Consider the following 21,498-nt stretch of genomic DNA (forward strand, 5'->3'; position numbering starts at 1 on the left):
TCAATCGATGTAGCGCAGGCCGGCCTTCTCGAGCGGCTCGCGCATCTTGTACATGTCCAGGCCCAGCACGCCGGACGCCAGCTTCTGGCGCTTCTCGCCCTCGTTCGCTTCGCGCGCCGTCGCGGCGTCCAGCGCCTTTTTCGCCATCGCGCGCGGCACGCACACGACGCCGTCGTCGTCGGCCACGATCACGTCGCCGGGATGCACGAGCGCATTGGCGCAAACCACCGGGATGTTCACCGAGCCGACCGTGGCCTTGATCGTGCCCTTGCTGCTGATCGCGCGGCTCCACACCGGGAACTTCATCTCGGTGAGCGTCTTCACGTCGCGGCAGCCGGCGTCGATCACCAGCGCGCGGGCGCCGCGCGCCTGGAACGAGGTGGCGAGCAGGTCACCGAAGAAGCCGTCGGTGTTGGGCGACGTGAGCGCGGCGACGACGATGTCGCCGGGTTGGATCTGCTCGGCGACGACATGCATCATCCAGTTGTCGCCGGGATGCAGGAGCACCGTCACCGCCGTGCCCGACACCTGCGCGCCGGCATAGATCGGGCGCATGTAGGTGTTCATCAGGCCCACGCGGCCCATGGCCTCGTGCACCGTGGCGGAGCCGAATTTGGCCAGCGCGTCCGCCACGGCCGCTTCCGTGCGCTGGATGTTGCGGTAGACCACGCCCAGTTCGTACATGTCACTTCCCCTTGGATTGGAGCTGCGCATCCAGGCGCCGGAACACCCGGCGCGTGTTGCCCTCGAAGATCGCGTGCTTGTCCTCGCCGGACAGCAGCTTCGACGCGTCGATGTAGCGCTTGGTGTCGTCGTAGTAGTTGCCGGTGGTCGGGTCGATGCCGCGCACCGCGCCGATCATCTCGCTGGCGAACAGCACGTTCTTCACCGGGATCACGGTGTTGAGCAGGTCGATGCCCGGCTGGTGGTACACGCAGGTGTCGAAGAACACGTTGTTCATCACGTGCGTGTCCAGCAGCGGCTTCTTCATCTCCTGCGCCAGCCCGCGGTAGCGGCCCCAGTGGTAGGGCACGGCGCCGCCGCCGTGCGGGATGATGAAGCGCAGCTGCGGGAAATCCTTGAACAGGTCGCCCTGGATCAATTGCATGAACGCCGTGGTGTCCGCGTTGATGTAGTGCGCGCCGGTGGTGTGGAAGCAGGCGTTGCAGCTCGTGCTGACGTGGATCATCGCCGGCACGTCGTACTCCACCATCTTCTCGTAGATGGGGTACCACCACTTGTCGGTGAGCGGCGGGGAGTTCCAGTGGCCGCCCGACGGGTCCGGGTTCAGGTTGATGCCTACGGCGCCGTACTCGCGGATGCACTTCTCCATCTCGGGGATGCAGGTCTTCGGCTCCACGCCGGGCGACTGCGGCAGCATCGCCACGGGCACGAAGTGGTCGGGGAACAGCTTGGCCACGCGGAAGCACAGCTCGTTGCAGATCGCCGCCCAGGTGCTGGACACCTCGAAGTCGCCGATGTGGTGCGCCATGAAGCTCGCGCGCGGCGAGAACAGCGTCAGGTCGTTGCCGCGCTCCTTCATCAGGCGCAGCTGGTTGTTCACGATGGTCTCGCGGATGTCGTCGTCACTGATCTTCAGGTCCGCGACCTTCGGCTTCGCCGCAGGGTCCTTGATGCCGGCGATCTGCTGGTTGCGCCACTCTTCCAGTTGCTTGGGCGCGGTGGTGTAGTGCCCATGGCAGTCGATGATGATCGTCATGCGGGTTCCATCCCTTGTCGGCGCTTCGCATCCGCGGTGGGCGGCGAAGCCATGAACAGCAGCAGCTCGCGCGCCGCGGCCGGCTGCGTGCTGGTGGCGCACACCGCGCCGGAAAAGACCGTGTTGATTTCGGCGCCCGCCGGCATCGCGCCGAGGAGCTCGATGCCCGGCTGGTGGATCAGCTCCGAGAGTTGCTGGAAGCCGAGTGCGGCCTTGCCGTCGGCCACCAGCGAGCCCACCGGGATGCCCGGGGAGGCTTGCACCAGTTTGCTCTGGATGTCCGCCAGGCCCCAGCGCTCGAAGAGCTTCAGCAATGCCGTGCCGCTGGGTCCGGTCGAATAGCCGATCGTCGGTGCCGCGAGAACCGCACGCTTGAGCGCTGCCTCGCTCGACACATCGGGCTGCGGCGACCCGGCCTTCACCGCGATGCCGACCCCGGAGCGCACCAGGTCCACGCGGCTGCCCGCCAATTTGCCCGCCTGCTGCAGCTTGTCGATGGCGTCGGACGCGAGCACGACGACGTCGAAGGGTTCATCGGCCTGCACGCGCTTCGCCGCGTCGACGCCGCCCACCGATTCGATGCGCGATTCGACGCCCGAGAGCTTTCCGTACATCGCCGCCAGCTCGCCCAGGAGCTGGCGCGTGGCCATGGAGGAAATGCCGCGGATCGCCGTCATCCGGGCATTGTCGGCAGGGGCGGCGGGCGCTTGAAGCCCACCCCGCCTCTAGCAGCTATGCCAGTTCAGCATAATTGGCGCCCACCCATCCAGAAACATGGACCTCAAGCAGCTCGAATACTTCGTCCGCGTGGCTGAGCTCGGCAGCTTCACGCGAGCCGCGGTCGAGCTGGACGTGGCCCAGCCGGCGCTCAGCCGGCAGGTGCGGTTGCTGGAGGTGGAGCTGCGCCAGACCCTGCTCGTGCGCAACGGCCGCGGCGCGGTGCCGACCGAAGCCGGCAAGATCCTGCTGGAACACGGCCGCGGCATCCTGCACCAGGTGCAGCGGGCTCGCGACGACCTGGGACGGTTGCGCGGCGGGCTGTCCGGGCGCGTGGCGCTGGGACTGCCGAGCAGCGTGGCGCGCGTGCTTGCCGTGCCCTTGACGCGCGCTTTCCGCGAAGCCGCCCCCGACGCCCGCCTGTCGATCAGCGAAGCCCTGTCGGTGGGCCTGCAGGAAGGCCTGACGAGCGGGCGCCTCGACATTGCCGTGCTCTACAACGCGCAGCCCTCGCGCGAGCTCGACGTCCTGCCGCTCCTCGAGGAAGACCTGCTGCTCGTGCGCGCACGTCCGCCGGGGCTTCACGAAGACCCGCCGCCCGGCCCCGTCGACCTGCGCGACATCGCGCAGATGCCGCTCGTGATCCCGAGCCGGCCCAACGCCATCCGCCTGCACGTCGAATCCGCGATGGCCGCCATCGGCGCGAAACCCAACGTGGCGCTGGAGATCGACGGCGTCACCGCGATCCTCGACCTGGTGCTCGACGGCGCAGGCTGCGCGATCCTGTCGCACAACGCGCTGCTGAATTCGCCGCGGCCGTCGGCATACATCGCACAGCAGATCGGCACGCCGCCGCTGCGCATCCAGCTCTCGCTCGCGACGAGCCTGCAGCGGCCCGCGACGCCGGTGCAGAAGGCCGCGCTCGGGCTGATCCGCGACATCCTGCCCGCTGTGTACGCGCGCCACTAGGCGTTCCGTTTGGGGGGAAAACCCCGTGTCCGCGCGTGTGGCATGCCAACACAATGCCCGCACTACAGGAGACAAGGCATGAAGTTCATCCGCAACGTTTTGCTGTCGGTCACGGCGCTGCTCGCGTTCGGCGCGCTGGCGCAGAACATCTCCATCGCCACGGGCGGCACCGGTGGCGTGTACTACCCGATGGGCGGCGGCCTCGCGGCCATCCTGTCGAAGTACGTGCCCGGCATGCAGGCCACCGCGGAAGTCACGGGCGGTTCCGTCGACAACCTGAAGCTCATCGAAACCGGCAAACCCTACGTGGGCTTCTCGATGGCCGATGCGGCGCTGGATGCCGCCAAGGGCGAGGACAAGTTCAAGGGCAAGAAGGTGCCGCTGAAGACGCTGGCCGTGCTGTACCCGAACCGCATGCACGTGGTGACGGTCGAAGGCAAGGGCATCAGCAAGTTCGCCGACCTCAAGGGCAAGCACGTGTCCACCGGCGCGCCGGGCAGCGCCACCGAAGTGATGGCCTTCCGCCTCATCGAGGCCGCGGGCCTGGACAAGGACAAGGACATGAAGCGCGAGCGCCTGAGCGCCGCCGAATCCGCCAACGCGCTGAAGGACGGCAAGATCGACGCCTTCTTCTGGGTCGGCGGCCTGCCCACCGCCGCGGTGACCGACCTGGCGAACACGCCGAGCACCAAGGTCAAGCTGATCGACCACGCGGACCTCGTGGCCGCGATGAACAAGAAGTACGGCAACCTCTACGTCGAGGACGTGATCCCCAAGGCCATCTACAAGGGCATGGACGCCGACAACAAGCAGGCCACGGTGATGAACATCCTGGTCGCGCACGAAAGCATGGACGACAAGACGGCGTACAACATCGTCAAGACCATCTTCGACAAGAAGGCGGAACTGGTGGCCGTGCACAAGGAAGCTGAGAACATCAAGCTGGAAAGCCAGAAGGCCGCTGCGTCCCCCGTGCCCTTCCACCCCGGCGCGCTGAAGTACTTCGCCGAAAAGGGCGTCAAGGTCAACTGACCCGGCCGCCCGAGTGACCGACCCCAACCGCGCCGCGATCACCGAGGGCGTCAGCCAGTCGGCGCTGGAAAAGGCCGAGGAGTTCATCGAGCAGGAGGAAGGCGCCGCCAACAAGTTCCGCGGCGCGCTTGCCGTCTTCGTCACGCTGGTGGCCGTGGCGATGTCCACCTTCCACATGTACGCCGCGTACTCGATCGTGCCGACGCAGACGCTGCGGTACATCCACGTCGCGTTCGTGCTGTTCCTGTGCTTCCTGATGTTCCCGGTCGCACGGCGCTTCCGCCACCGGCTGATGTGGTGGGACGTGCTCGCGGCGCTGCTCGCGATCGGCGTCGCGGCCTACGCCATCCTGGGTGGGGACGATTTCACCGACCGCAACACCTCGCCCCAGGGGTGGGACATCGTCTTCGGCCTGGCGCTGCTGGCGCTGGTGCTCGAGGCCATGCGCCGCACCAACGGCTGGATCATGCCGGTGATCACGGGCTCCTTCATCGCCTACGCCATGCTCGGCCCCTGGCTGCCCGCGCCGTGGACGCACAAGGGCTACGAGATCCCGCGCCTGATCGGCGTGATGTACATGACGCTGGAAGGAATCTTCGGGCCGGCGGTGGACGTGTCGTCGTCGCTCATCATCCTGTTCACCGTCTTCGGGGCCTTCCTGCAGTACTCGCAGGCGGGCAAGTTCTACATCGACTTCTCGTTCTCGGCGATGGGCGGAAAGCCAACGGGGGCCGGCCGCACGGTGGTGCTCGCGTCCTTCCTGCTCGGCGGGCCGTCGGGCTCGGGCGTGGCGACGACCGTGACGCTCGGCTCGGTCGCCTACCCCATGCTCGCGAAGGTCGGCTACGAGAAGAACGCCGCGGGCGGGCTGCTCGCCGCGGGCGGCCTGGGCGCGATCATCTCGCCGCCGGTGCTGGGCGCGGCGGCCTTCCTGATCGCCGAGTTCCTGAAGATCTCCTACATCGACGTGCTGCTGATGGCGTCGATCCCCACCCTGCTCTTCTACTTCGCGCTGTTCCTGATGGTGGAGATCGACGCGCGCAAGTACGGCATGAAGGACGCCACCTTCACCAAGGTCGACAGCGTGTGGAACCTCACGCGCAAGTACTGGTTCCACTTCCTGTCGCTGGTGTCCATCGTCGCCTTCATGCTGTGGGGCTTCTCGCCGGTGCTGTCGGTGTTCTGGGCCACCGTCGTGTCGTTCTTCACCAGCTTCCTGCGCCGCGACACCTCGCTCATCCCGTGGGACATCTTCTCCGCCCCAGGCCCCCTGTGGCGCAAGTTCCTCGACTCGGGCTTCATGAAGGCGATGGAGGGCGGCTCCATCGGCATGCTCAACGTGGGCGCCACGTGTGCGGGCGCGGGCATCATCGTCGGCGTGGTCACCCTCACGGGCCTGGGGCTGAAGTTCAGCTCCATCGTGATCGCGTACGCCGGCGGCTCGCTGCTGCTCACGGCCATCTTCACGTCGCTCGTGGTGTGGATCGTCGGGCTGGCCGTTCCGGTCACTGCCTCGTACATCATCTGCGCCGTGATCGCCGCGCCCGCGCTGATCAAGCTCGGCGTGCCGGACTTCGCGGCGCACATGTTCATCTTCTATTACGCCGTGCTGTCGGAGGTGTCGCCGCCCACGGCGCTGTCGCCGTTCGCCGCGGCCGCGATCACCGGCGGCGACCCGTACAAGACGACGATGCAGTGCTGGAAGTACACGGTGCCCGCCTTCCTCGTGCCCTTCATGTTCGTGCTCGACCCGAGCGGCCAGGGCTTGTTGCTCATGGGCTCGTCCAAGGCACTGGCCGGCGCGAGCTGGTGGAGCATCGCCGAGGTGTCGCTCACCGCCGCCATCGGCATCGCGTCGCTCGCGGCCGGCTTCCAGGGCTGGGCGCTGCGCAAGACGACCAACGTGGAGCGCGGCCTGTTCCTCGCCGCCGGCTTCGCGCTGGTCTACCCGACGCTCATCGCCGACCTCGTCGGCCTGGCGCTCTTCATCGCCGCCGCTGCGATGCAGGTGCTCAGGCGATCGCCCAGAGCAGCGCCGTCAGCGTGAAGAACGACGCGACGGTCGTGCCCAGCTGGGCAGCCGCCGCCATGCCGTCGTGGCCGTGCTTCTGCGCGAGGATCGGGTAAATCCCCAGCATCGGCACGGCGGCCATCAGGATCACGGCGACCTGCAGCTCGCGCGCCATCGGCGGCAGCAGGTACACGAGGCCGCACACCAGCAGCGGGTGCAGGAGCAGCTTGCCGACCGCGATCACGGCGACGTCGCGCTTCATGCCGCCGATGTGGATGCCGACCAGCGAACCGCCGATGACGAAGAGCGAGATCGCGCCGGTCGACATCGCCAGCAGGTTCACCGCCTTGGCGACCGGCTCGGGCAGGTGCCATCCGAAGAGCGAGAAGGCAAAACCGGATGCGATGCCCCAGATCATGGGGTTGCGCGACAAGGCCTTGAGCGACTGGCGCATCGCCGCGCCCAGCGAGCCCGAGCCGCCGCTGTCGGCGATGGCCAGCGCCAGCGGCAGCAGGATGAAGTTCTCCACCACCATCGCCAGCGCCAGCCCGATGCCGGCCGTCGCCGCGCCGAACGCCTGCGCCACCAGCGGGAACCCGATGAAGCCGCTGTTGGGGCACGACATCCCCATGCCGACGATGGCGCTCGCGGAGACGGACTTGTGCGCGAAGCGGCGCGCCCACAGGATGCCCAGCAGCATCGCCAGCACGCCGCCGCTCGCATAGGCCGCGACGAACACCGGGTTGAGCACCTCGGCCACGCTGCGCTGCGACAGCGCGTTGAACAAGAGCGCGGGCAAGGCAATGTTGATCACGTACTTGCCGAACACGCGCATCTCGGCACGCTCGAACAGGCCGATGCGCGTGGCCACGTAGCCCGCGGCGATGACCAGGAAGATCGGGCCGGTGAGCGCGAGGACCGCGAGCACGTCAGCGCTTGCGGGCGGCCAGCAGCCGGTCGGCGTACTCCTGCCAGCGCGCGCCCTTGGCGACGTCCTTGAACGTGCCCTCCTTCGCCTGGTCCGCGACCCACTGCTGCTTGTCGGCGATGGCCGCCGTCATGAGCGGATCGAAGCCGGCCTCTCGCACGGTGTTCGCTGCTTCGCGCATCTCCTCGGCGCGGCGCTTGCCGTGCTCGACGACGCGGCTGAAGAAGTAGGCGCCCTGCTTGTCCCAGTCGATGCTCGGAAAGGTCTCGCGCAGCGTCGGCAGCACGTGGTCCTCGACGCCGTAGGCCCGCGCGGTCGCGTAGCTCTCGATCACCAGGGCCTCGAGGCCCTTGATCATCACGCTGCGGCACATCTTGATCGCGCTGGCCACGCCCAGCTTGTCGCTGACGGCCTTGGCGTCCATGCCCCAGGACTGAAGCAGCGGCGCGAGGTCGGCCGCCCGCGCGCCGCCGAGCAGCATGGGCACCTGGATGCCGTAAGGCGGCACCGAGGTCATCACGCCCGCCTCGACGTACTGCGCGCCGGCGGCTTCGATCGCGGCCGCGGCCTTCTGCTTGGTGCCGGGCGACGCGGAATTGAGGTCGAGGAAGAGCGCGCCGCGCCGGACGGACTTCGCCGCCTCTTCGGCGACCGCGAGCGTGTTGGAGGCCGTCACCGCCGAGATCACGAGATCGCTGGCTTCGCACAGCTCGCGCATCGAACCATGCGCCGTCACGCCTGCGTCCCCCGCGTGCGCCAACTCCGCGTCGCGCGTGGCCGCTTGCGCGAACTTCAGGTCCCAGGCGCCCATCGCGCGCACCCGGTCCTTCAGGCCCTTCGAGAAGATCTTGCCGACCTCGCCGTAGCCGACGACGCCGATGCGTGCGATGTCCAGGGTGCTCATGGCTTCATCGTGCCACACCGAGCAGGCGGTCGAGCAAGTCGGGCGAGCGCAGCAACGCATCGGCCGGGCTGGCGTGGACCACGGTGCCGCGATCGAGCACGATGGCGCGGTGCGAGATGCGCAGGATCGCCTGCGGATGCTGCTCCACGATGATCGCGGCCAGGCCCTCCTCGCGCGTGATGCGCTCGATGGCCTTCAGCAGCTCGGCGACGATGATCGGCGCCAGGCCTTCCAGCGGTTCGTCGAGCAGCAGCACCTTGGGGTTGACCACCAGCGCCCGGCCGACCGCCAGCATCTGCTGCTCGCCGCCCGACAGCTGCGTGCCCAGGTTCGTCTTGCGCTCGGCCAGGCGCGGGAACATCTCGTAGACGCGCTCCGGGGCCCAGCGGCCCGGGCGCGCGACCGCCGTGAGGTTCTCGTGCACCGTGAGCGACTTGAAGATGTTGCGCTCCTGCGGCACCCAGCCGATGCCTGCGGCCGCCCGCAGGTGCGACGGCAGCTTGTGCAGCTCGGCGCCGCCCAGGGTGATGGAACCGGCGTGCTGGCGCGTCGACCCGGCCAGCGTGTTGATCAAGGTGGTCTTGCCCGTGCCATTGCGGCCGAGCAGCGCGAGCGTCTGGCCTTCGCCCAGCTCGAACGACACGCCGTTGAGCACCACCGCCTCGCCATAGCCGGCGCTGAGGTTGTCCACGCGCAGCAGTTCAGCCATGCGCCACCTCGTGCCCCAGGTACACGGCCTTCACTTCCTCGTTGGCCGCGATCTCCTGCGGCGTCCCTTCGGTGAGCACGCCGCCGTTGACCAGCACCGTCATGCGGTCGGCGAAGCTGAAGACCAGGTCCATGTCGTGTTCGATCAGCAGCACCGACACGTCGGCCGGCAGTGCCGCGACCGTCTGCAGGAGCTCTTCGCGCTCGCCCGCGGGCACGCCGGCCACCGGCTCGTCGAGCAGCAGCACGCGCGGCTCGCAGGCCAGCGCGATGGCGATCTCCAGCAGCCGGCGCTTGCCGTAGGCCAGGTACTCCGTGCGCTGGTTCATGACCTCGAAAAGGTGGAACTGCGCCAGCAGCTCCTCGCAACGCTGCGCGACTTCCGCGGGGGCGCCCAGCGGCTTCCAGAAGCCGGTGCCGAGCCCGCGCTGCTGCGACACCACCAGCGCCAGCGTTTCCAGCGGCGTCATCGACGCGAACAGCTGGTTGATCTGGAACGTGCGAACCATGCCGCGTTGCACGCGCTTGTGCGGAGCCAGCTGGGAGACATCCTCGCCCTCGAGCACGATGCGGCCTTCGGTCGGCTCCAGCACGCCCGTCAGCAGGTTGACCAGCGTGGTCTTGCCGGCGCCGTTGGGGCCGATCAGCGCATGGCGCGCGCCGCGGCGCACGTCCAGCGTCACGTTGTTGGTGGCCGTGATGCCGCCGAATTTCTTCACCAGGCCCTGGGCCTGAAGCACGACGTCGCTCATCGCTTCCACCAGGTCCATGGCTTGAAGAGGCGGTCACGCCCCACGAGCACCAGCACCACCAGGAACAGGCCCAGCCAGAACGTCCAGTACTGCGGGGTGATCGACGACAGCAGGTCCTGCATGATCTTGAAGACGACGGCGCCCACGACGCCGCCGTACAGCCAGCCCGTGCCCCCCACGACCAGCATCAGCATCAGGTCGGCGGAACGGTGGAACTCGAAGACGTCCAGCGACGAGAAGCCGGAAGTCTGCGTGAACAGCGCGCCGGCCGCGCCCGCGATCGCCGCAGCCAGCGTGTACACCGACACGAGCCGCGCGTGCACCGGGATGCCGATGGCCATGGCCCGCAGGCGGTTGTCGCGGATGGCCTTCAGCGTGGCGCCATAGGGCGAATTCACGATGCGCCGCGCGATGAAGAAGAGCACCAGCAGCACCGCCAGCGAGTAAAACACCGCCGTGCGGCCCGCGAGGTCGAAGGCGAACTGGCCGAGCACGGGCGAGAACACCAGCCCCTGGATGCCGTCGGTGCCGCCGGTCAGCCAGTCGAGCTTGTTCGCGAGCTCCAGCAGGATCAGCGCCACGCCCAGGGTCACCATCAGCCGCGTGAGGTCGGTGCCGCGCAGGATCGTGAAGCTCGCCGCGAGCCCGAGTACCGCCGACGCTGCCATGGCGACGACGAGCCCGAGGTGCGGGTCGGGGTTGATGTGCTTGCAGAACAGCGCGGCGGTGTAGGCGCCGAGGCCGAAGAAGGCCGCGTGCCCCAGCGACACGATGCCCGCGTACCCGAGCACGAGGTCCAGCGACACCGCGAACAGCGCGATGATCGCGATCTCGTTCACGATGAGCGCGGTGCTCGGCACGAGCAGCGGCACGGCGAACGCCGCCAGCCACAGGAGCGGCTCCCACCACTTGACCTTCGCCGTGGCGAGCAATGACTTCTGCGCGTCGGTCATGCCTTGCCGCCCTGGCGCACGAACAGGCCCTGCGGGCGCCACAGCAGGATCACGATCATCAGCACGTAGACGATGAACGCGCCCATCTTGGGGATGTAGTACTTGCCGGCCACGTCCGCGATCCCGAGCAGCAGCGCGGCGAGCAGCGGGCCGGTGATGGACGACGTGCCGCCGACGGCCACCACGATCAGGAAATAGATCATGAACTTGAGCGGGAAGCTCGGGTCCAGGCCCAGCACTTCCGCGCCCAGCGCGCCGCCCAGGCCCGCCAGGCCCGAGCCGAACGCGAAGGTGGAGAGGAATACCACGTTGACGTTGATGCCCATGCCCGCGGCGACGCGCTGGTCGTCGACGGAGGCGCGCAGGCGGCTGCCGAAGCGCGTGCGCGACAGGATCCACTGCAGCAGCACGGTGAGCGCCGCGCAGATCACGATGATGAACAGGCGGTAATGCCCCATGCCCAGCGTCCAGGCACCGCTGCCGAGCTCGGTACGGCCCTTCAGCCATTCGGGCAGGTGCAGGATCTGCTGCGTGGAGCCGACGAAGTAGTCGACCGCCGCCACCGACATGAACACCAGGCCGATGGAGAACAGCACCTGGTCCAGGTGCGGCTTGCTGTACAGCGGCCGGTACAGCGTGCGCTCGAGCACGGCCCCCAGCAGCGCCGCGCCCGCGAAGGCGAGCGGCAGGCACAAGAGGAACGGCACGCCGGCGCGCTGCATCAGCAGCACCGTGATGTAGCCACCCACCATCGCGAACGCCCCGTGCGCGAGGTTGATGAAGTTCATCAGGCCCATCGTCACCGCCAGGCCGACGGCGAGGATGAACAGCAGCATGCCGTAGGCGATGCCGTCGAAGAGGATGGTCAGCATGTGAAAGACACTGGATCCCGGCCTGCGCCGGGATGACACGGCTTGTGCCGTGTCACTTCGTCTTGCCCGGGTCCTTGACGTCCTTGATCACGTCGAACTCGGTGTTCCACAGCTGGCCGTCCTTGCGTTCCACCTTGCGCAAGTAGATGTTCTGCACGACGTCGCGGGTCTGCGCGTCGATGAACACCGGGCCGCGCGGGCTTTCGAAGATCTGGCCCTTCATGGCCGCGAGCAGCGCATCGCCGCCGCCCTTGCCGCCGGTCTTCTTCAGCGCTTCGTAGATCACGCGCATGCCGTCGTAGCCGCCCACCGACATGAAGTTCGGGCGCAGGTTGTTGTTGGCCTTCATGAAGGCCTCGACGTACTTCTTGTTCGCGGCCGACGGGTGCGCCGTCGAGTAGTGGTGCGAGGTGACCACGCCCAGGGCGACGTCGCCCATGTCGTTGAGCTGGTCGTCGTCCGTCACGTCGCCCGTGCCGATCAGGCGGATGCCCGCCTTGTCCATGCCGCGCTCGCCGAACTGCTTCATCACCGCCGCGCCCGCGCCGGAGGGCACGAAGACGAACAGCGCGTCGGGCTTGAGGTCGCGCACCTTCTGCAGGAAAGGCGCGAAGTCGGGGTTGCGCAGCGGCACGCGCAGCTTGTCGACGACCTTGCCGCCGTTGAAGATGAAGCGCTCGCTGAAGAACCGTTCGGCGTCGATGCCCGGGCCGTAGTCGGTGACGAGCGTGACGACCGTCTTGATGTTGTTCTTGGGCGCCCAGTCGCCCATTGCGACGGACGCTTGCGGCAGCGTGAAGCTCGTGCGCACGACGTAGGGCGACGCTTCGGTGATGCTCGACGTCGCGGCGGCCATCACGACCAGCGGCGTCTTCGATTGCGTGGCGATGGGCGCGACGGCCAGCGCCGAGGGGGTGATGCCGAAGCCCGCCACCACGTCCACCTTGTCGTTGACGATCAGCTCCTGGCCGATGCGGCGCGTCACGTCGGGCAGGCTGGTGTCGTCCTTCAGGATCACCTCGACCTTGCGGCCCGCGACGGTGCTGCCGTTCTGCGCGATCCACAGCTTGACGGCGGCGTCGATCTGGCGGCCCGTGGTGGCCTGCTGGCCCGTCATCGGCAGGATCAGGCCGATCTTGAACGGGGTGCCTTGCGCGAAGGATGAGCAGGACACCGCAACCACGGCGGCGGCCGCGGCCGCGCGAAGGATCGTTCTCTTGTGCATGTTGTCTCCTGGAGGGTGCCCGGATTGTCCCTTCGCGGCCCCATGCCGCAAAGGCTAGTCCTGTCTAGCAGTTATGCGCAATTTTGATATCGAAGTCACGGGGGTGAGCACTATGCTTTGCCATCCCCTGGAGACGCCTCCCATGTTCCCCAAGAACGCCTGGTACGTCGCGGCGACGCCCGACGAGATCGACGAAAAGCCGCTCGGCCGTACCGTCTGCAACGAGAAGATGGTGTTCTGGCGTCCCCGCGCCGGCGAGGTTTCGGCACTGGAAGACTTCTGCCCGCACCGCGGCGCTGCGCTTTCGCTCGGCAGTGTGTGCGAAGGCAACCTGGTCTGCGGCTACCACGGGCTGGCGATGGGCTGCGAAGGCAAGACCGTGTCCATGCCCGGCCAGCGGGTGCAGGGCTTCCCGAAGATCCGCTCGTTCCCGGTGGCCGAGAAGTACGGCTTCATCTGGGTGTGGCCCGGCGACCCGGCCCTGGCAGACGTTTCGAAGATCCACCACCTCGAGTGGGCCGAAAGCCCCGACTGGGCCTACGGCGGCGGGCTGTACCACGTGGCGTGCGACTACCGCTTGATGGTCGACAACCTGATGGACCTGACGCACGAGACCTACGTGCACACCACCTCCATCGGCCAGAAGGAGATCGACGAGACGCCGGTGACGACCAAGGCCGACGGCGACCACGTGATGACGTCCCGCTTCATGGACGGCGTGATGGCCCCGCCCTTCTGGCGCGCCAACCTGCGCGGGAACAACCTGCCCGACGACCAGCCGGTGGACCGCTGGCAGGTGTGCCACTTCCACCCGCCGTCGCACATCATGATCGAGGTGGGCGTGGCGCTGGCGGGCCGCGGCGGCTACAACGCCGAGGCGAAGGACAAGGTCTATTCCATCGTGGTGGACTTCCTCACGCCCGAGACCGACACCAGCATGTGGTACTTCTGGGGCATGGCGCGCAACTTCAACGTGACCGACAAGGCGCTGACCGCGCAGATCAAGGAAGGGCAGGCAAAAGTGTTCGCGGAAGACACCCAGGTGCTGGAGGCGCAGCAGCGCAACCTGCTGCGCTGGCCCGAGCGCCGCCTGCTCATGCTGAACATCGATGCGGGCGGCGTGCAGTCGCGGCGCATCATCGACCGGCTCGTCGCCGCCGAACAGCCCGCGAAGGCCGCCGCGTGACGCAGCTGAAGGTCAAGGTCGTCCGCAAGAAGCTGGAGGCCGACGGCATCGCCAGCTTCGAACTGGCCCGCGCCGACGGCGGGCCGCTGCCGGCCTTCAGCGCGGGCTCGCACATCGACGTGCACGTCCCCGGCGGCCTCACGCGCCAGTATTCGCTGTGCAACGAGCCCTCGATGCACCACACCTACCGCATCGCCGTGCTGCGCGACGCCAAGTCGCGCGGCGGCTCGGCCGGCATGCACGACGCCGTGAAGGAAGGCGACGTGCTCGAGATCAGCGAGCCGCGCAACCACTTCCCGCTGGTGCATGCCGTCCGCACCATCCTCTTCGCGGGCGGCATCGGGATCACGCCCCTGCTGTGCATGGCGCACCGGCTGGCCCACGTGGGCTCGGACTTCGAGCTGCACTACAGCACGCGCTCGAAGTCGAAGACGGCGTTCTTCGACGAGATCGCGGCATCGCCCTTCGCGGGCCGCACCCACTTCCACTTCGACGACAACCCCGCCGAGCCGCTGCAGCTCGGTGGGCTGCTCGCGAATGTCGATTCGCAGACGCACCTCTACGTGTGCGGCCCCGCCGGCTTCATCCAGTTCGTCACCGACTGGGCCAAGGGCTGCGGCTGGCCCGCGGGCCAGATCCACGTGGAGTTCTTCGCCGCGCCCGACCAGGACAAGAGCGGCGACCGGCCCTTCGACGTGAAGATCGCGAGCAGCGGCCAGGTGATCCCCATCGCCGCCGACCAGACGATCGTGAAGGCGCTGGCCGCCGCCGGGGTCGAGATCCTCACCTCGTGCGAGCAAGGCGTGTGCGGCACCTGCATCACGCGCGTGCTCGAAGGCGAGTGCGACCACCGCGACATGTACTTCACCGACGAGGAGAAGGCGAAGCACGACCAGTTCACGCCCTGCTGCTCGCGTGCAAAATCGGCCGTCCTCGTGCTCGACCTGTAGGAGACATCGAATGATCCAGCTTCCCGCCCGCTACGACCACGTCGGCAGCTTCCTGCGCCCCAAGTACCTGCTGGAGGCCCGCGAACAGAAGGCCAAGGGCGAGATCACCCCGCAGCAGCTGCGCGCGGTGGAGGACAAGGCGATCACCGAGATCGTGAAGTTCCAGGAGTCCATCGGCCTCAAGAGCATCACCGACGGCGAGTTCCGCCGCACCTACTTCCACCTGGATTTCCTCGAGCAGCTCGGCGGCGTCAAGACCGACATCCCGGTCACGGTGAAGAAGCCGGACGGAACCGAGGAACTCGCGCCGCCCGTGATCCGCGTCACCGGCAAGGTGCGGCACGCCAAGGACATCCAGAAAGCGGACTTCGAGTACCTGAAGTCGCAACTGAGCGCCGGCCACACGCCGAAGGTGACCATCCCCTCGCCCACAATGCTGCACTTCCGCGGCGGGCGCGCGGGCATCAGCCGCGAGGCCTACCCCGAGCTCGAGCCGGCCTTCTACGACGACGTCGCGAAGGCCTACGGCGACGAGCTGCGGTCCCTGTACGACGCCGGCGCGCGCTACGTGCAGATGGACGACACCAACCTGGCCTACCTGTGCGACGAGAAGATGCGCGAAGCCGCGCGCCAGCGCGGCGACGACCCCAACGAGCTGCCGCACCGCTACGCGAAGTTCATCAACAAGGTGGTGGCGCAGAAACCTGAAGGCATGCTGCTCGCGATGCACCTGTGCCGCGGCAACTTCAAGAGCACATTCGCCGCGCAAGGCAACTACGAGCCGGTGGCCGAGGCGCTGCTGAAGGAGATGGACATCGACGCGTACTTCATGGAGTACGACGACGACCGCTCCGGCGACTTCCGGCCGCTGCGCTACCTGCCCAAGGGCAAGATGGTGGTGCTGGGCCTGGTCACCACCAAGTTCGGGCAGCTGGAGAAGAAGGACGACCTGAAGCGGCGCATCGACGAAGCCGCGAAGCACGCGCCGCTGGAGCAACTGGCCCTGTCGCCGCAATGCGGCTTCTCCAGCACCGTGCACGGCAACCTGATCGCCGTGGACGACCAGCGCCGCAAGCTCGAGCTGGTGGTGCAAACCGCTCGCGAAGTCTGGGGAGATTGACTACGATGGCAGGCCACAGGAGCCTGCCATGCCCGTCTCGCGCCGCTCTTTCGTCGCCGCCACGGCCGCCATCCCGCTGCCTTCGCTCGCGCAAACGCACAAGACCCAGTCCTGGCCGCTGAACACCCCGCGCCGCACCGGCATCCATGACATCGCGCCCGCCCCCGACGGCGGCGTGTGGTTCACGGCGCAGGCGAGCGGGCACCTCGGCTGGTTCGACCCGAGGACGGGCAAGACCGAACTGGTCGCGCTCGGCGCCGGCTCTTCGCCGCACGGCGTGATCCAGGGCCCGGACAAGGCGGCATGGATCACCGACAGCGGGCAGAACGCGATCGTGCGCGTTGCCTGGCCTTCGCGCGAGGTCAAGGTGATGCCGCTGCCGCAGGGCACGCCGTACGCCAACCTCAACACCTGCGCCTTCGACGGCGACGGCGACCTCTGGTACACGGGCCAGGGCGGCTACGTGGGCAAGGTCGCGGTGAAGACCGGCGCGGTGTCGGTGAAGCAAGCACCGCGCGGGCGTGGGCCCTACGGCATCTGCGGCACGCCTTCGGGCGACGTGTGGTGGTGTTCGCTCGCCGGTTCCTTCATCGCGCGCATCGACCGCCGCACCGGCGACTCGCATGTTGTGGAGCCGCCCACGAAGAACCAGGGCGCGCGCCGCGTGTGGAGCGACAGCCAGGGACGCATCTGGGTGAGCGAATGGTCGGCGGGCCAGCTGTCGGTGCACGACCCGAAGGCCAACACGTGGAAGCAGTGGAAGCCGCCGGGTGCGGACCCGAAGATCTACGCCGTGTACGTGGACGAGCGCGACATCGTGTGGACCACCGACTTCGGCGGCGACTGCGTGTGGTCCTTCGACCCGAAGGCCGAGAAGTTCGAGCGCTACGCCTTCGGCCGCCCGGGCATCAACGTGCGGCAGGTCCTGGGCCGCCCGGGCGAGATCTGGCTGCCCGAAAGCGGCACCGAGCACATCTCGGTGATCCGCACGGCCTGACCTGCTTTACACAACGTTGCCATTCCCGGCAGGGAAAACTCCGCATTTCCGCCGGTTTGGAGGGGCCACCCCCTTGCCGGGATGCGCCGGCCCGTGTCTCATCGGGAGAGTACCGCTGAGCTACTTCGCATGACCCGCTTCCTCGCCTTCCTCGCCCTGGCCCTGGCCGGCTCCGCCTTCGCGCAGAACGCGCGCGTGCACGAGTCGCGCCCCATCCCCGGGCGCTTCATCGTCGTCTACAAGGACTCCGTCGCCGACCCGGTGGGCGAGACCGACCGCAAGGTGCGCCGCACGGGCGGCCGCAAGCACCACGCGTTCTCCAAGGCCCTCAAGGGCTTCTCGGCGACGCTCTCGGACGACGCCGTGCGCCAGCTGCGCGAGGACCCGGACGTCGACTTCGTCGAACAGGACCAGACGGTCTCCACGACGGCCGTGGAGAACCAGGCAACCTGGGGCCTGGACCGCATCGACCAGGCCGACCGCCCGCTGGACACGCAGTACCACTACGACCGCACGGGCGCGGGTGTCTACGCCTTCATCATCGACACCGGCATCCGCGCCACGCACGCCGACTTCGGCGGGCGCGTGGCAACGGGCTTCTCGAACGTCCCGGACGGCCTGGGCACCGGGGACTGCAACGGCCATGGCACGCACGTCGCCGGAACCGTGGGCAGCACGACCTACGGCGTCGCGAAGGGCGTGACGCTGGTTCCGGTCCGCGTGCTCGATTGCGACGGCGCGGGCAGCTGGAGCGACGTCATCGCCGGCATCGACTGGGTGGCGCAGCAGACGGGCAAGCGCCCCGCCGTCGCCAACATGTCGCTGGGCGGCGGCTTCTCGAGCGCCGTGAACGCGGCCGTTGCGCGCGCGGTGGCCGCGGGCGTGACCCTGGTGGTCGCCGCCGGCAACGAGAACAAGGACGCCTGCCAGACCTCGCCGGCGGGCGAGCCCACGGCGATCACGGTCGGCGCGACCACGTCGAGCGACACGCGGGCTTCCTTCTCCAACTTCGGCACCTGCGTCGACATCTTCGCGCCGGGCGTATCGATCAAATCCACCTGGAACCTGCACGACGCATCGACCAACACCATCAGCGGCACCTCGATGGCGTCGCCGCACGTCACGGGCGTCGCCGCGCTGGCGCTCGAAGCCAACCCGTCCGCATCGCCCGCCGCCATCACCGACTTCATCGTCGACAACGCAACGCGCAACCGCATCACATCGCTCACGTCCAACTCGCCCAATCGCCTGCTCTACTCGCTGGCGGGCGGCGTGGCGAGCGAGCCGCCGCCGCCCACCGTGGCCGTGAAGTCGCTCGCGGGCCAGAAGGCCAATGCCTCGGGCGGCTGGGCGGCGAAGGTCACCATCACCGTGCGCAACGTGGATACGGGCGCGCTCGTGTCGAACGCGCGCGTGTCGGGCTCGTTCGACCCCGGCGGCACGGGCCAGTGCACCACGACATCGAAGGGCAACTGCGCGATCACGAGCGCGACCCTTGCCAAGTCGGTCAACACCAGCGTGTTCACCGTGACGGACGTCGCCGCGCCGGGCGCGACCTACGATCCTTCGCAGGACGCCGCGTCGCGCATCACGGTGCACCAGCGCCGCTAGCGCGCACCAGCTCGTCGAACGAAGCCAGCCGGCCCGCCAGCGCGCTGGCCATCACCGTCGCCGGGCTCGCCAGCCACACCTGCCCCGGGCCCGAGCGGCCCGGGAAGTTGCGGTTGATCGCGCTCACGGTCACCTGCCCCGCATCGGTCGACGAGCCCGGCCCGCAATTGGCGCAGGCGCCGCACGAGGGTTGCAGGATGCGAGCGCCGGCGGCCTCGAACGTGCGGTCGTAGCCGCGCGCGATGCAGTAGTCGCGCACGGCCGTCGTCCCGTACTGCAGGTACAGGCTGACGCGCGGCGGCACGCGCAGGCCGTGCGCCAGGCCCCAGGCCAGCACCTCGTGGTAGCGGTCGAAGTCCTCGCGCTTGCCCGCCGTGCACGAGCCGCCGTAGGCGATGTCGACCGCGACTTCGCGCCCCAGCGCGGCCAGCGGCATGCCGTTGCCGGGATCGCCGGGGCAGGCCACCATGGGCGACAGGCGCGTGCAGTCGACGGTGATCGTGCGCGAGTAATGCGCGCCTTCGTCGCTGCGCATCCAGGGCTCGAGCGTGAAGCCGACGCCGCGGCGCTCGCGCAGGAACCGCAGCGTCCGAGCGTCGGGCGCGACGATGCCGGTCACGCCGCCGAGTTCGGCCGTCATGTTGGTGAGCGTCGCGCGCTCGTCGATCGACATCGCATCGACCGCGCTGCCGCGGAACTCGAACGCCTGCCCCACGCCGGCGCCCGCGCGGATTTCGGGCAGCGCCAGCAGGTGCAGGATCACGTCCTTCGCGGCCAGGCCGGCGGGCAGCGGGCCGTCGAGCTGCACGAGCAGGTTGCCCGGCATCGTCAGGCGCACGGCGCCGGTCACGAAGGCATCGGCCATGTCGGTCGTGCCCACGCCGAACGCGACGCAGCCCAGCGCGCCGCTGTGCGGCGTGTGCGAGTCGGTGCCCGCGACGAGCTGGCCGGGCAGCGCGTAGTGCTCCGCCACCATCGCATGCGAGATGCCCGCGACGTTCGTGCCGTCGTCGGCGCGCGCTTCCTCGTCGGTGAGCGTGCGGTGGCTGCGCAGGCTGTGGCGTGCGACGAAATCGCGCTGCGCCTGCTGCATGGCGCGCATGTTGGGCACCAGGCCCAGCCGGATGTGCGCCGGGCTTTCGTCGACGTAGGAGCTGTGGTCCTCGAACACGATCACCGACCCGCGGTCGCGGATCGCGTAGCCTTCGGGGAATGCGGCGTCCAGCAGGTGCGCCGCCATGCCCGTGTAGTACTCGTGGATGAAGCGCCAGTCCGCGCGCAGGAACAGGCCGTCGCCGGCCTTCGGTTCGAGCGACGTCACGGGCGTGCGCAGCAGGTGGCGCTGGACGATCTTGTCGAAGAGCGTCATCGGCACATCGCCGGTATCGGCGGGCGCGGCCTGCGCCTGCATCAGGTGCTGCTGCCCGAACGCCAGCAGGCCGCCGCTGCGCAGGATGCCCTGGGCGAGCTCGTCGCGGCCTTGCAGCAACTCGTCGAGTGCGATGTCCTCGCCGCGCTCGATGCGCGCGACCAGGCCCATGTCGGTGGAAGTCAGCAGCCCGATGTTGTCTGCGTTCTGCCGGTAGATGCGCTCGAAGCTCTCGGCGATCACGAGCCGAATCCCGGCGAACTTCTCCGCCGCCGGGCTGTGCTCGCGCGAGGAGCCCTTGCCATAGCGCTTGCCGGCCACCGTGACGTCGAAGCCGCCGCGCACGACGTCGCCGCGCGCGATGGGGAAAGCATTGCCCGAGCGGAAGCCGGTGTACGCGAACTGCGCGAGCTTGCCGTCGAAGTGCGACATGATCGCCACCGGCGTGATCTCGTCGGTGGAAACGTCGTCGCGCAGCTTCCCGCCATCGCGCAGGAAAAGGATCTTGCCGAACTTCATGGGGCAGGTGCCTGGGCGGCGAGATGCTGCAGCAGGAGCAGCGCGGCCGGGGTGAGCGCAGCTTCGTCGCGGTACACGATGATGAACCTGCGCCGCGCCCATGTCTCCGCGAGGGGGATGATCCGCAGCTCGTAGGCGTCGGCGTAAATTTCCGCCACTTCGCGCGGGACGAGGCAGATCGCCAGGCTTGCGCGCACCACGCGCAGCGCTGCCTCGAAGTTCGTGACGATGACGCGGTGGTTGAACTTCTGCCCCACGCGCGCCGCTTCCCGCTGGAAGAGCACCTGCACGGCGCTGTTCGCCGGCAGGCTCACGTGTTCGTAAGGCAGCGTGTCTTCGAACTTCACCCGTTTGCGCGACGCGAGCGCGTGGCCGCGCGGCACGACGACCGCCAGCTCGTCCATGCGGTACGGCTTGCTGTGCAGTCCCGCGGTGTCGGTGGCGTCCCAGCAGACGCCCAGCGAAGCGGTGCCGTCGTGGATGCCGCGGACGATGTCGGGGCTGACGCGCTCTTCCAGGTCCACCTGGATGCGCGCGTGTTCGCGCTTGTGCAGGAAGGTCGCGATGTCCTGCGCCAGCGACTCGGCCAGCGCGGAAGCGGACGCGAGGATGCGCACCTGCCCCCGCGCGCCGGCCGCGTACGCCTCCATGTCGCGCTCGATCGCGCCCACGGTGGCCAGCACGGAACGCGCATGCTCGAGCAGCGTGCGGCCCGCCGGCGTGGGCTGCACGCCGTGGCGCTTGCGCGCCAGCAGGGGCGTGCCGACGGCGTCTTCCAGCTGGGCCAGCCGCTTGCTGATGGCCGAGCCGACGATGTTGGCGCGCTCGCCCGCGCGCGAGATGTTCCCCGTCTCGCACACGGTGACGAAAAGGCGCAAGCTGGTGAGGTCGAGGTCCCGCAAGATATTCCTAACCGGAAAACCACTCGTTCCAAATGAACAAAATAGGTTCGGTT

At 68.4% G+C, this 21,498-nt stretch carries 20 protein-coding genes; 8 read left to right on the forward strand and 12 right to left on the reverse strand.

Translation table 11 applies throughout. The features are described 5' to 3' along the window. Genes ligK through WG903_RS15520 form a run of 3 tightly spaced genes read right to left on the reverse strand, consistent with a single transcriptional unit; the run spans position 1 to position 2,397 of the window. Positions 1–684: a 4-carboxy-4-hydroxy-2-oxoadipate aldolase/oxaloacetate decarboxylase gene (gene ligK, locus WG903_RS15510; protein WP_340077029.1), complete on the reverse strand. Its 684-nt coding sequence runs from the start codon at positions 682–684 to the stop codon at positions 1–3. A gap of 1 nt (position 685) precedes the next feature. Next, complete coding sequence (locus WG903_RS15515; protein WP_340077031.1) at positions 686–1,720, reverse strand: amidohydrolase family protein; 1,035 nt, start codon at positions 1,718–1,720, stop codon at positions 686–688. Further along, on the reverse strand, positions 1,717–2,397 hold the full coding sequence (locus WG903_RS15520; protein WP_340077033.1) for a substrate-binding domain-containing protein: 681 nt from the start codon (positions 2,395–2,397) through the stop codon (positions 1,717–1,719). Before WG903_RS15520 ends, WG903_RS15515 begins: the two co-directional genes overlap by 4 nt. Positions 2,398–2,494: 97 nt before the next feature. Here WG903_RS15520 and WG903_RS15525 point away from each other — a divergent pair, with 97 nt between their 5' ends. The 3 genes from WG903_RS15525 (at position 2,495) to WG903_RS15535 (ending at position 6,485) form a co-directional block, all read left to right on the forward strand. After that, positions 2,495–3,406, forward strand: coding sequence for a LysR substrate-binding domain-containing protein (locus WG903_RS15525; RefSeq protein ID WP_340077035.1), 912 nt, complete (start codon positions 2,495–2,497; stop codon positions 3,404–3,406). Between the two features lie 78 nt (positions 3,407–3,484). Then, on the forward strand, positions 3,485–4,438 hold the full coding sequence (locus WG903_RS15530) for a TAXI family TRAP transporter solute-binding subunit (RefSeq protein ID WP_340077037.1): 954 nt from the start codon (positions 3,485–3,487) through the stop codon (positions 4,436–4,438). A 13-nt stretch (positions 4,439–4,451) separates the two neighbouring features. After that, positions 4,452–6,485, forward strand: a complete 2,034-nt coding sequence (locus tag WG903_RS15535; protein WP_340077039.1) for a TRAP transporter permease — start codon at positions 4,452–4,454, stop codon at positions 6,483–6,485. Here the strand turns inward: WG903_RS15535 and WG903_RS15540 are convergent. The 7 genes from WG903_RS15540 to WG903_RS15570 are packed head-to-tail and all read right to left on the reverse strand — an operon-like array spanning position 6,451 to position 12,791. Next, positions 6,451–7,377 (reverse strand): AEC family transporter, encoded by a 927-nt coding sequence (locus tag WG903_RS15540; RefSeq protein ID WP_340077041.1) that lies wholly within the window; start codon positions 7,375–7,377, stop codon positions 6,451–6,453. The genes WG903_RS15535 and WG903_RS15540 overlap by 35 nt on opposite strands. 1 nt (position 7,378) lies before the next feature. Next, entirely contained in the window at positions 7,379–8,272 is an 894-nt protein-coding gene (locus tag WG903_RS15545; RefSeq protein WP_340078255.1) for a DUF1932 domain-containing protein, read from the reverse strand. A 13-nt stretch (positions 8,273–8,285) separates the two neighbouring features. After that, positions 8,286–8,990: an ABC transporter ATP-binding protein gene (locus WG903_RS15550; protein ID WP_340077043.1), complete on the reverse strand. Its 705-nt coding sequence runs from the start codon at positions 8,988–8,990 to the stop codon at positions 8,286–8,288. After that, a complete protein-coding gene (locus WG903_RS15555) occupies positions 8,983–9,741 on the reverse strand; it encodes an ABC transporter ATP-binding protein (RefSeq protein WP_340078256.1) in 759 nt (252 codons plus the stop codon). Before WG903_RS15555 ends, WG903_RS15550 begins: the two co-directional genes overlap by 8 nt. Continuing rightward, the gene (locus WG903_RS15560; protein ID WP_340077045.1) at positions 9,738–10,694 is read right to left on the reverse strand and encodes a branched-chain amino acid ABC transporter permease; all 957 of its coding nucleotides are present in this window, start codon (positions 10,692–10,694) and stop codon (positions 9,738–9,740) included. The genes WG903_RS15555 and WG903_RS15560 overlap by 4 nt, the downstream gene beginning before the upstream one ends. Then, entirely contained in the window at positions 10,691–11,566 is an 876-nt protein-coding gene (locus WG903_RS15565) for a branched-chain amino acid ABC transporter permease (RefSeq protein WP_340077047.1), read from the reverse strand. Before WG903_RS15565 ends, WG903_RS15560 begins: the two co-directional genes overlap by 4 nt. A gap of 52 nt (positions 11,567–11,618) precedes the next feature. Further along, positions 11,619–12,791, reverse strand: coding sequence for an ABC transporter substrate-binding protein (locus tag WG903_RS15570; RefSeq protein WP_340077049.1), 1,173 nt, complete (start codon positions 12,789–12,791; stop codon positions 11,619–11,621). A 142-nt stretch (positions 12,792–12,933) separates the two neighbouring features. Between WG903_RS15570 and WG903_RS15575 the strand changes: the two genes are divergently transcribed. The 5 genes from WG903_RS15575 to WG903_RS15595 all read left to right on the forward strand — a co-directional run bounded on the left by WG903_RS15575 (position 12,934) and on the right by WG903_RS15595 (position 18,655). After that, positions 12,934–13,977 carry an aromatic ring-hydroxylating dioxygenase subunit alpha gene (locus WG903_RS15575; protein ID WP_340077051.1) on the forward strand — a complete coding sequence of 348 codons (1,044 nt, stop codon included), beginning with the start codon at positions 12,934–12,936 and terminating at the stop codon, positions 13,975–13,977. Continuing rightward, the gene (locus tag WG903_RS15580; RefSeq protein WP_340077053.1) at positions 13,974–14,927 is read left to right on the forward strand and encodes a PDR/VanB family oxidoreductase; all 954 of its coding nucleotides are present in this window, start codon (positions 13,974–13,976) and stop codon (positions 14,925–14,927) included. Before WG903_RS15575 ends, WG903_RS15580 begins: the two co-directional genes overlap by 4 nt. 10 nt (positions 14,928–14,937) lie before the next feature. Further along, on the forward strand, positions 14,938–16,047 hold the full coding sequence (locus WG903_RS15585; RefSeq protein ID WP_340077055.1) for a 5-methyltetrahydropteroyltriglutamate--homocysteine S-methyltransferase: 1,110 nt from the start codon (positions 14,938–14,940) through the stop codon (positions 16,045–16,047). A gap of 28 nt (positions 16,048–16,075) precedes the next feature. Continuing rightward, positions 16,076–17,044: a Vgb family protein gene (locus WG903_RS15590; RefSeq protein ID WP_340077057.1), complete on the forward strand. Its 969-nt coding sequence runs from the start codon at positions 16,076–16,078 to the stop codon at positions 17,042–17,044. 129 nt (positions 17,045–17,173) lie between these two features. Then, a complete protein-coding gene (locus WG903_RS15595) occupies positions 17,174–18,655 on the forward strand; it encodes a S8 family peptidase (RefSeq protein ID WP_340077059.1) in 1,482 nt (493 codons plus the stop codon). Here WG903_RS15595 and WG903_RS15600 read toward each other — a convergent pair. Both WG903_RS15600 and WG903_RS15605 read right to left on the reverse strand, forming a co-directional pair. After that, entirely contained in the window at positions 18,633–20,543 is a 1,911-nt protein-coding gene (locus WG903_RS15600) for an aconitase family protein (RefSeq protein ID WP_340077061.1), read from the reverse strand. The two genes, WG903_RS15595 and WG903_RS15600, sit on opposite strands and share 23 nt — an antisense overlap. Continuing rightward, positions 20,540–21,445, reverse strand: a complete 906-nt coding sequence (locus tag WG903_RS15605) for a LysR substrate-binding domain-containing protein (protein WP_340077063.1) — start codon at positions 21,443–21,445, stop codon at positions 20,540–20,542. The genes WG903_RS15600 and WG903_RS15605 overlap by 4 nt, the downstream gene beginning before the upstream one ends. Between the last annotated feature and the right edge of the window lie 53 nt (positions 21,446–21,498).

The sequence above is a fragment of the Ramlibacter sp. PS4R-6 genome (genome assembly GCF_037572775.1).
Lineage (GTDB): Bacteria > Pseudomonadota > Gammaproteobacteria > Burkholderiales > Burkholderiaceae_C > Ramlibacter.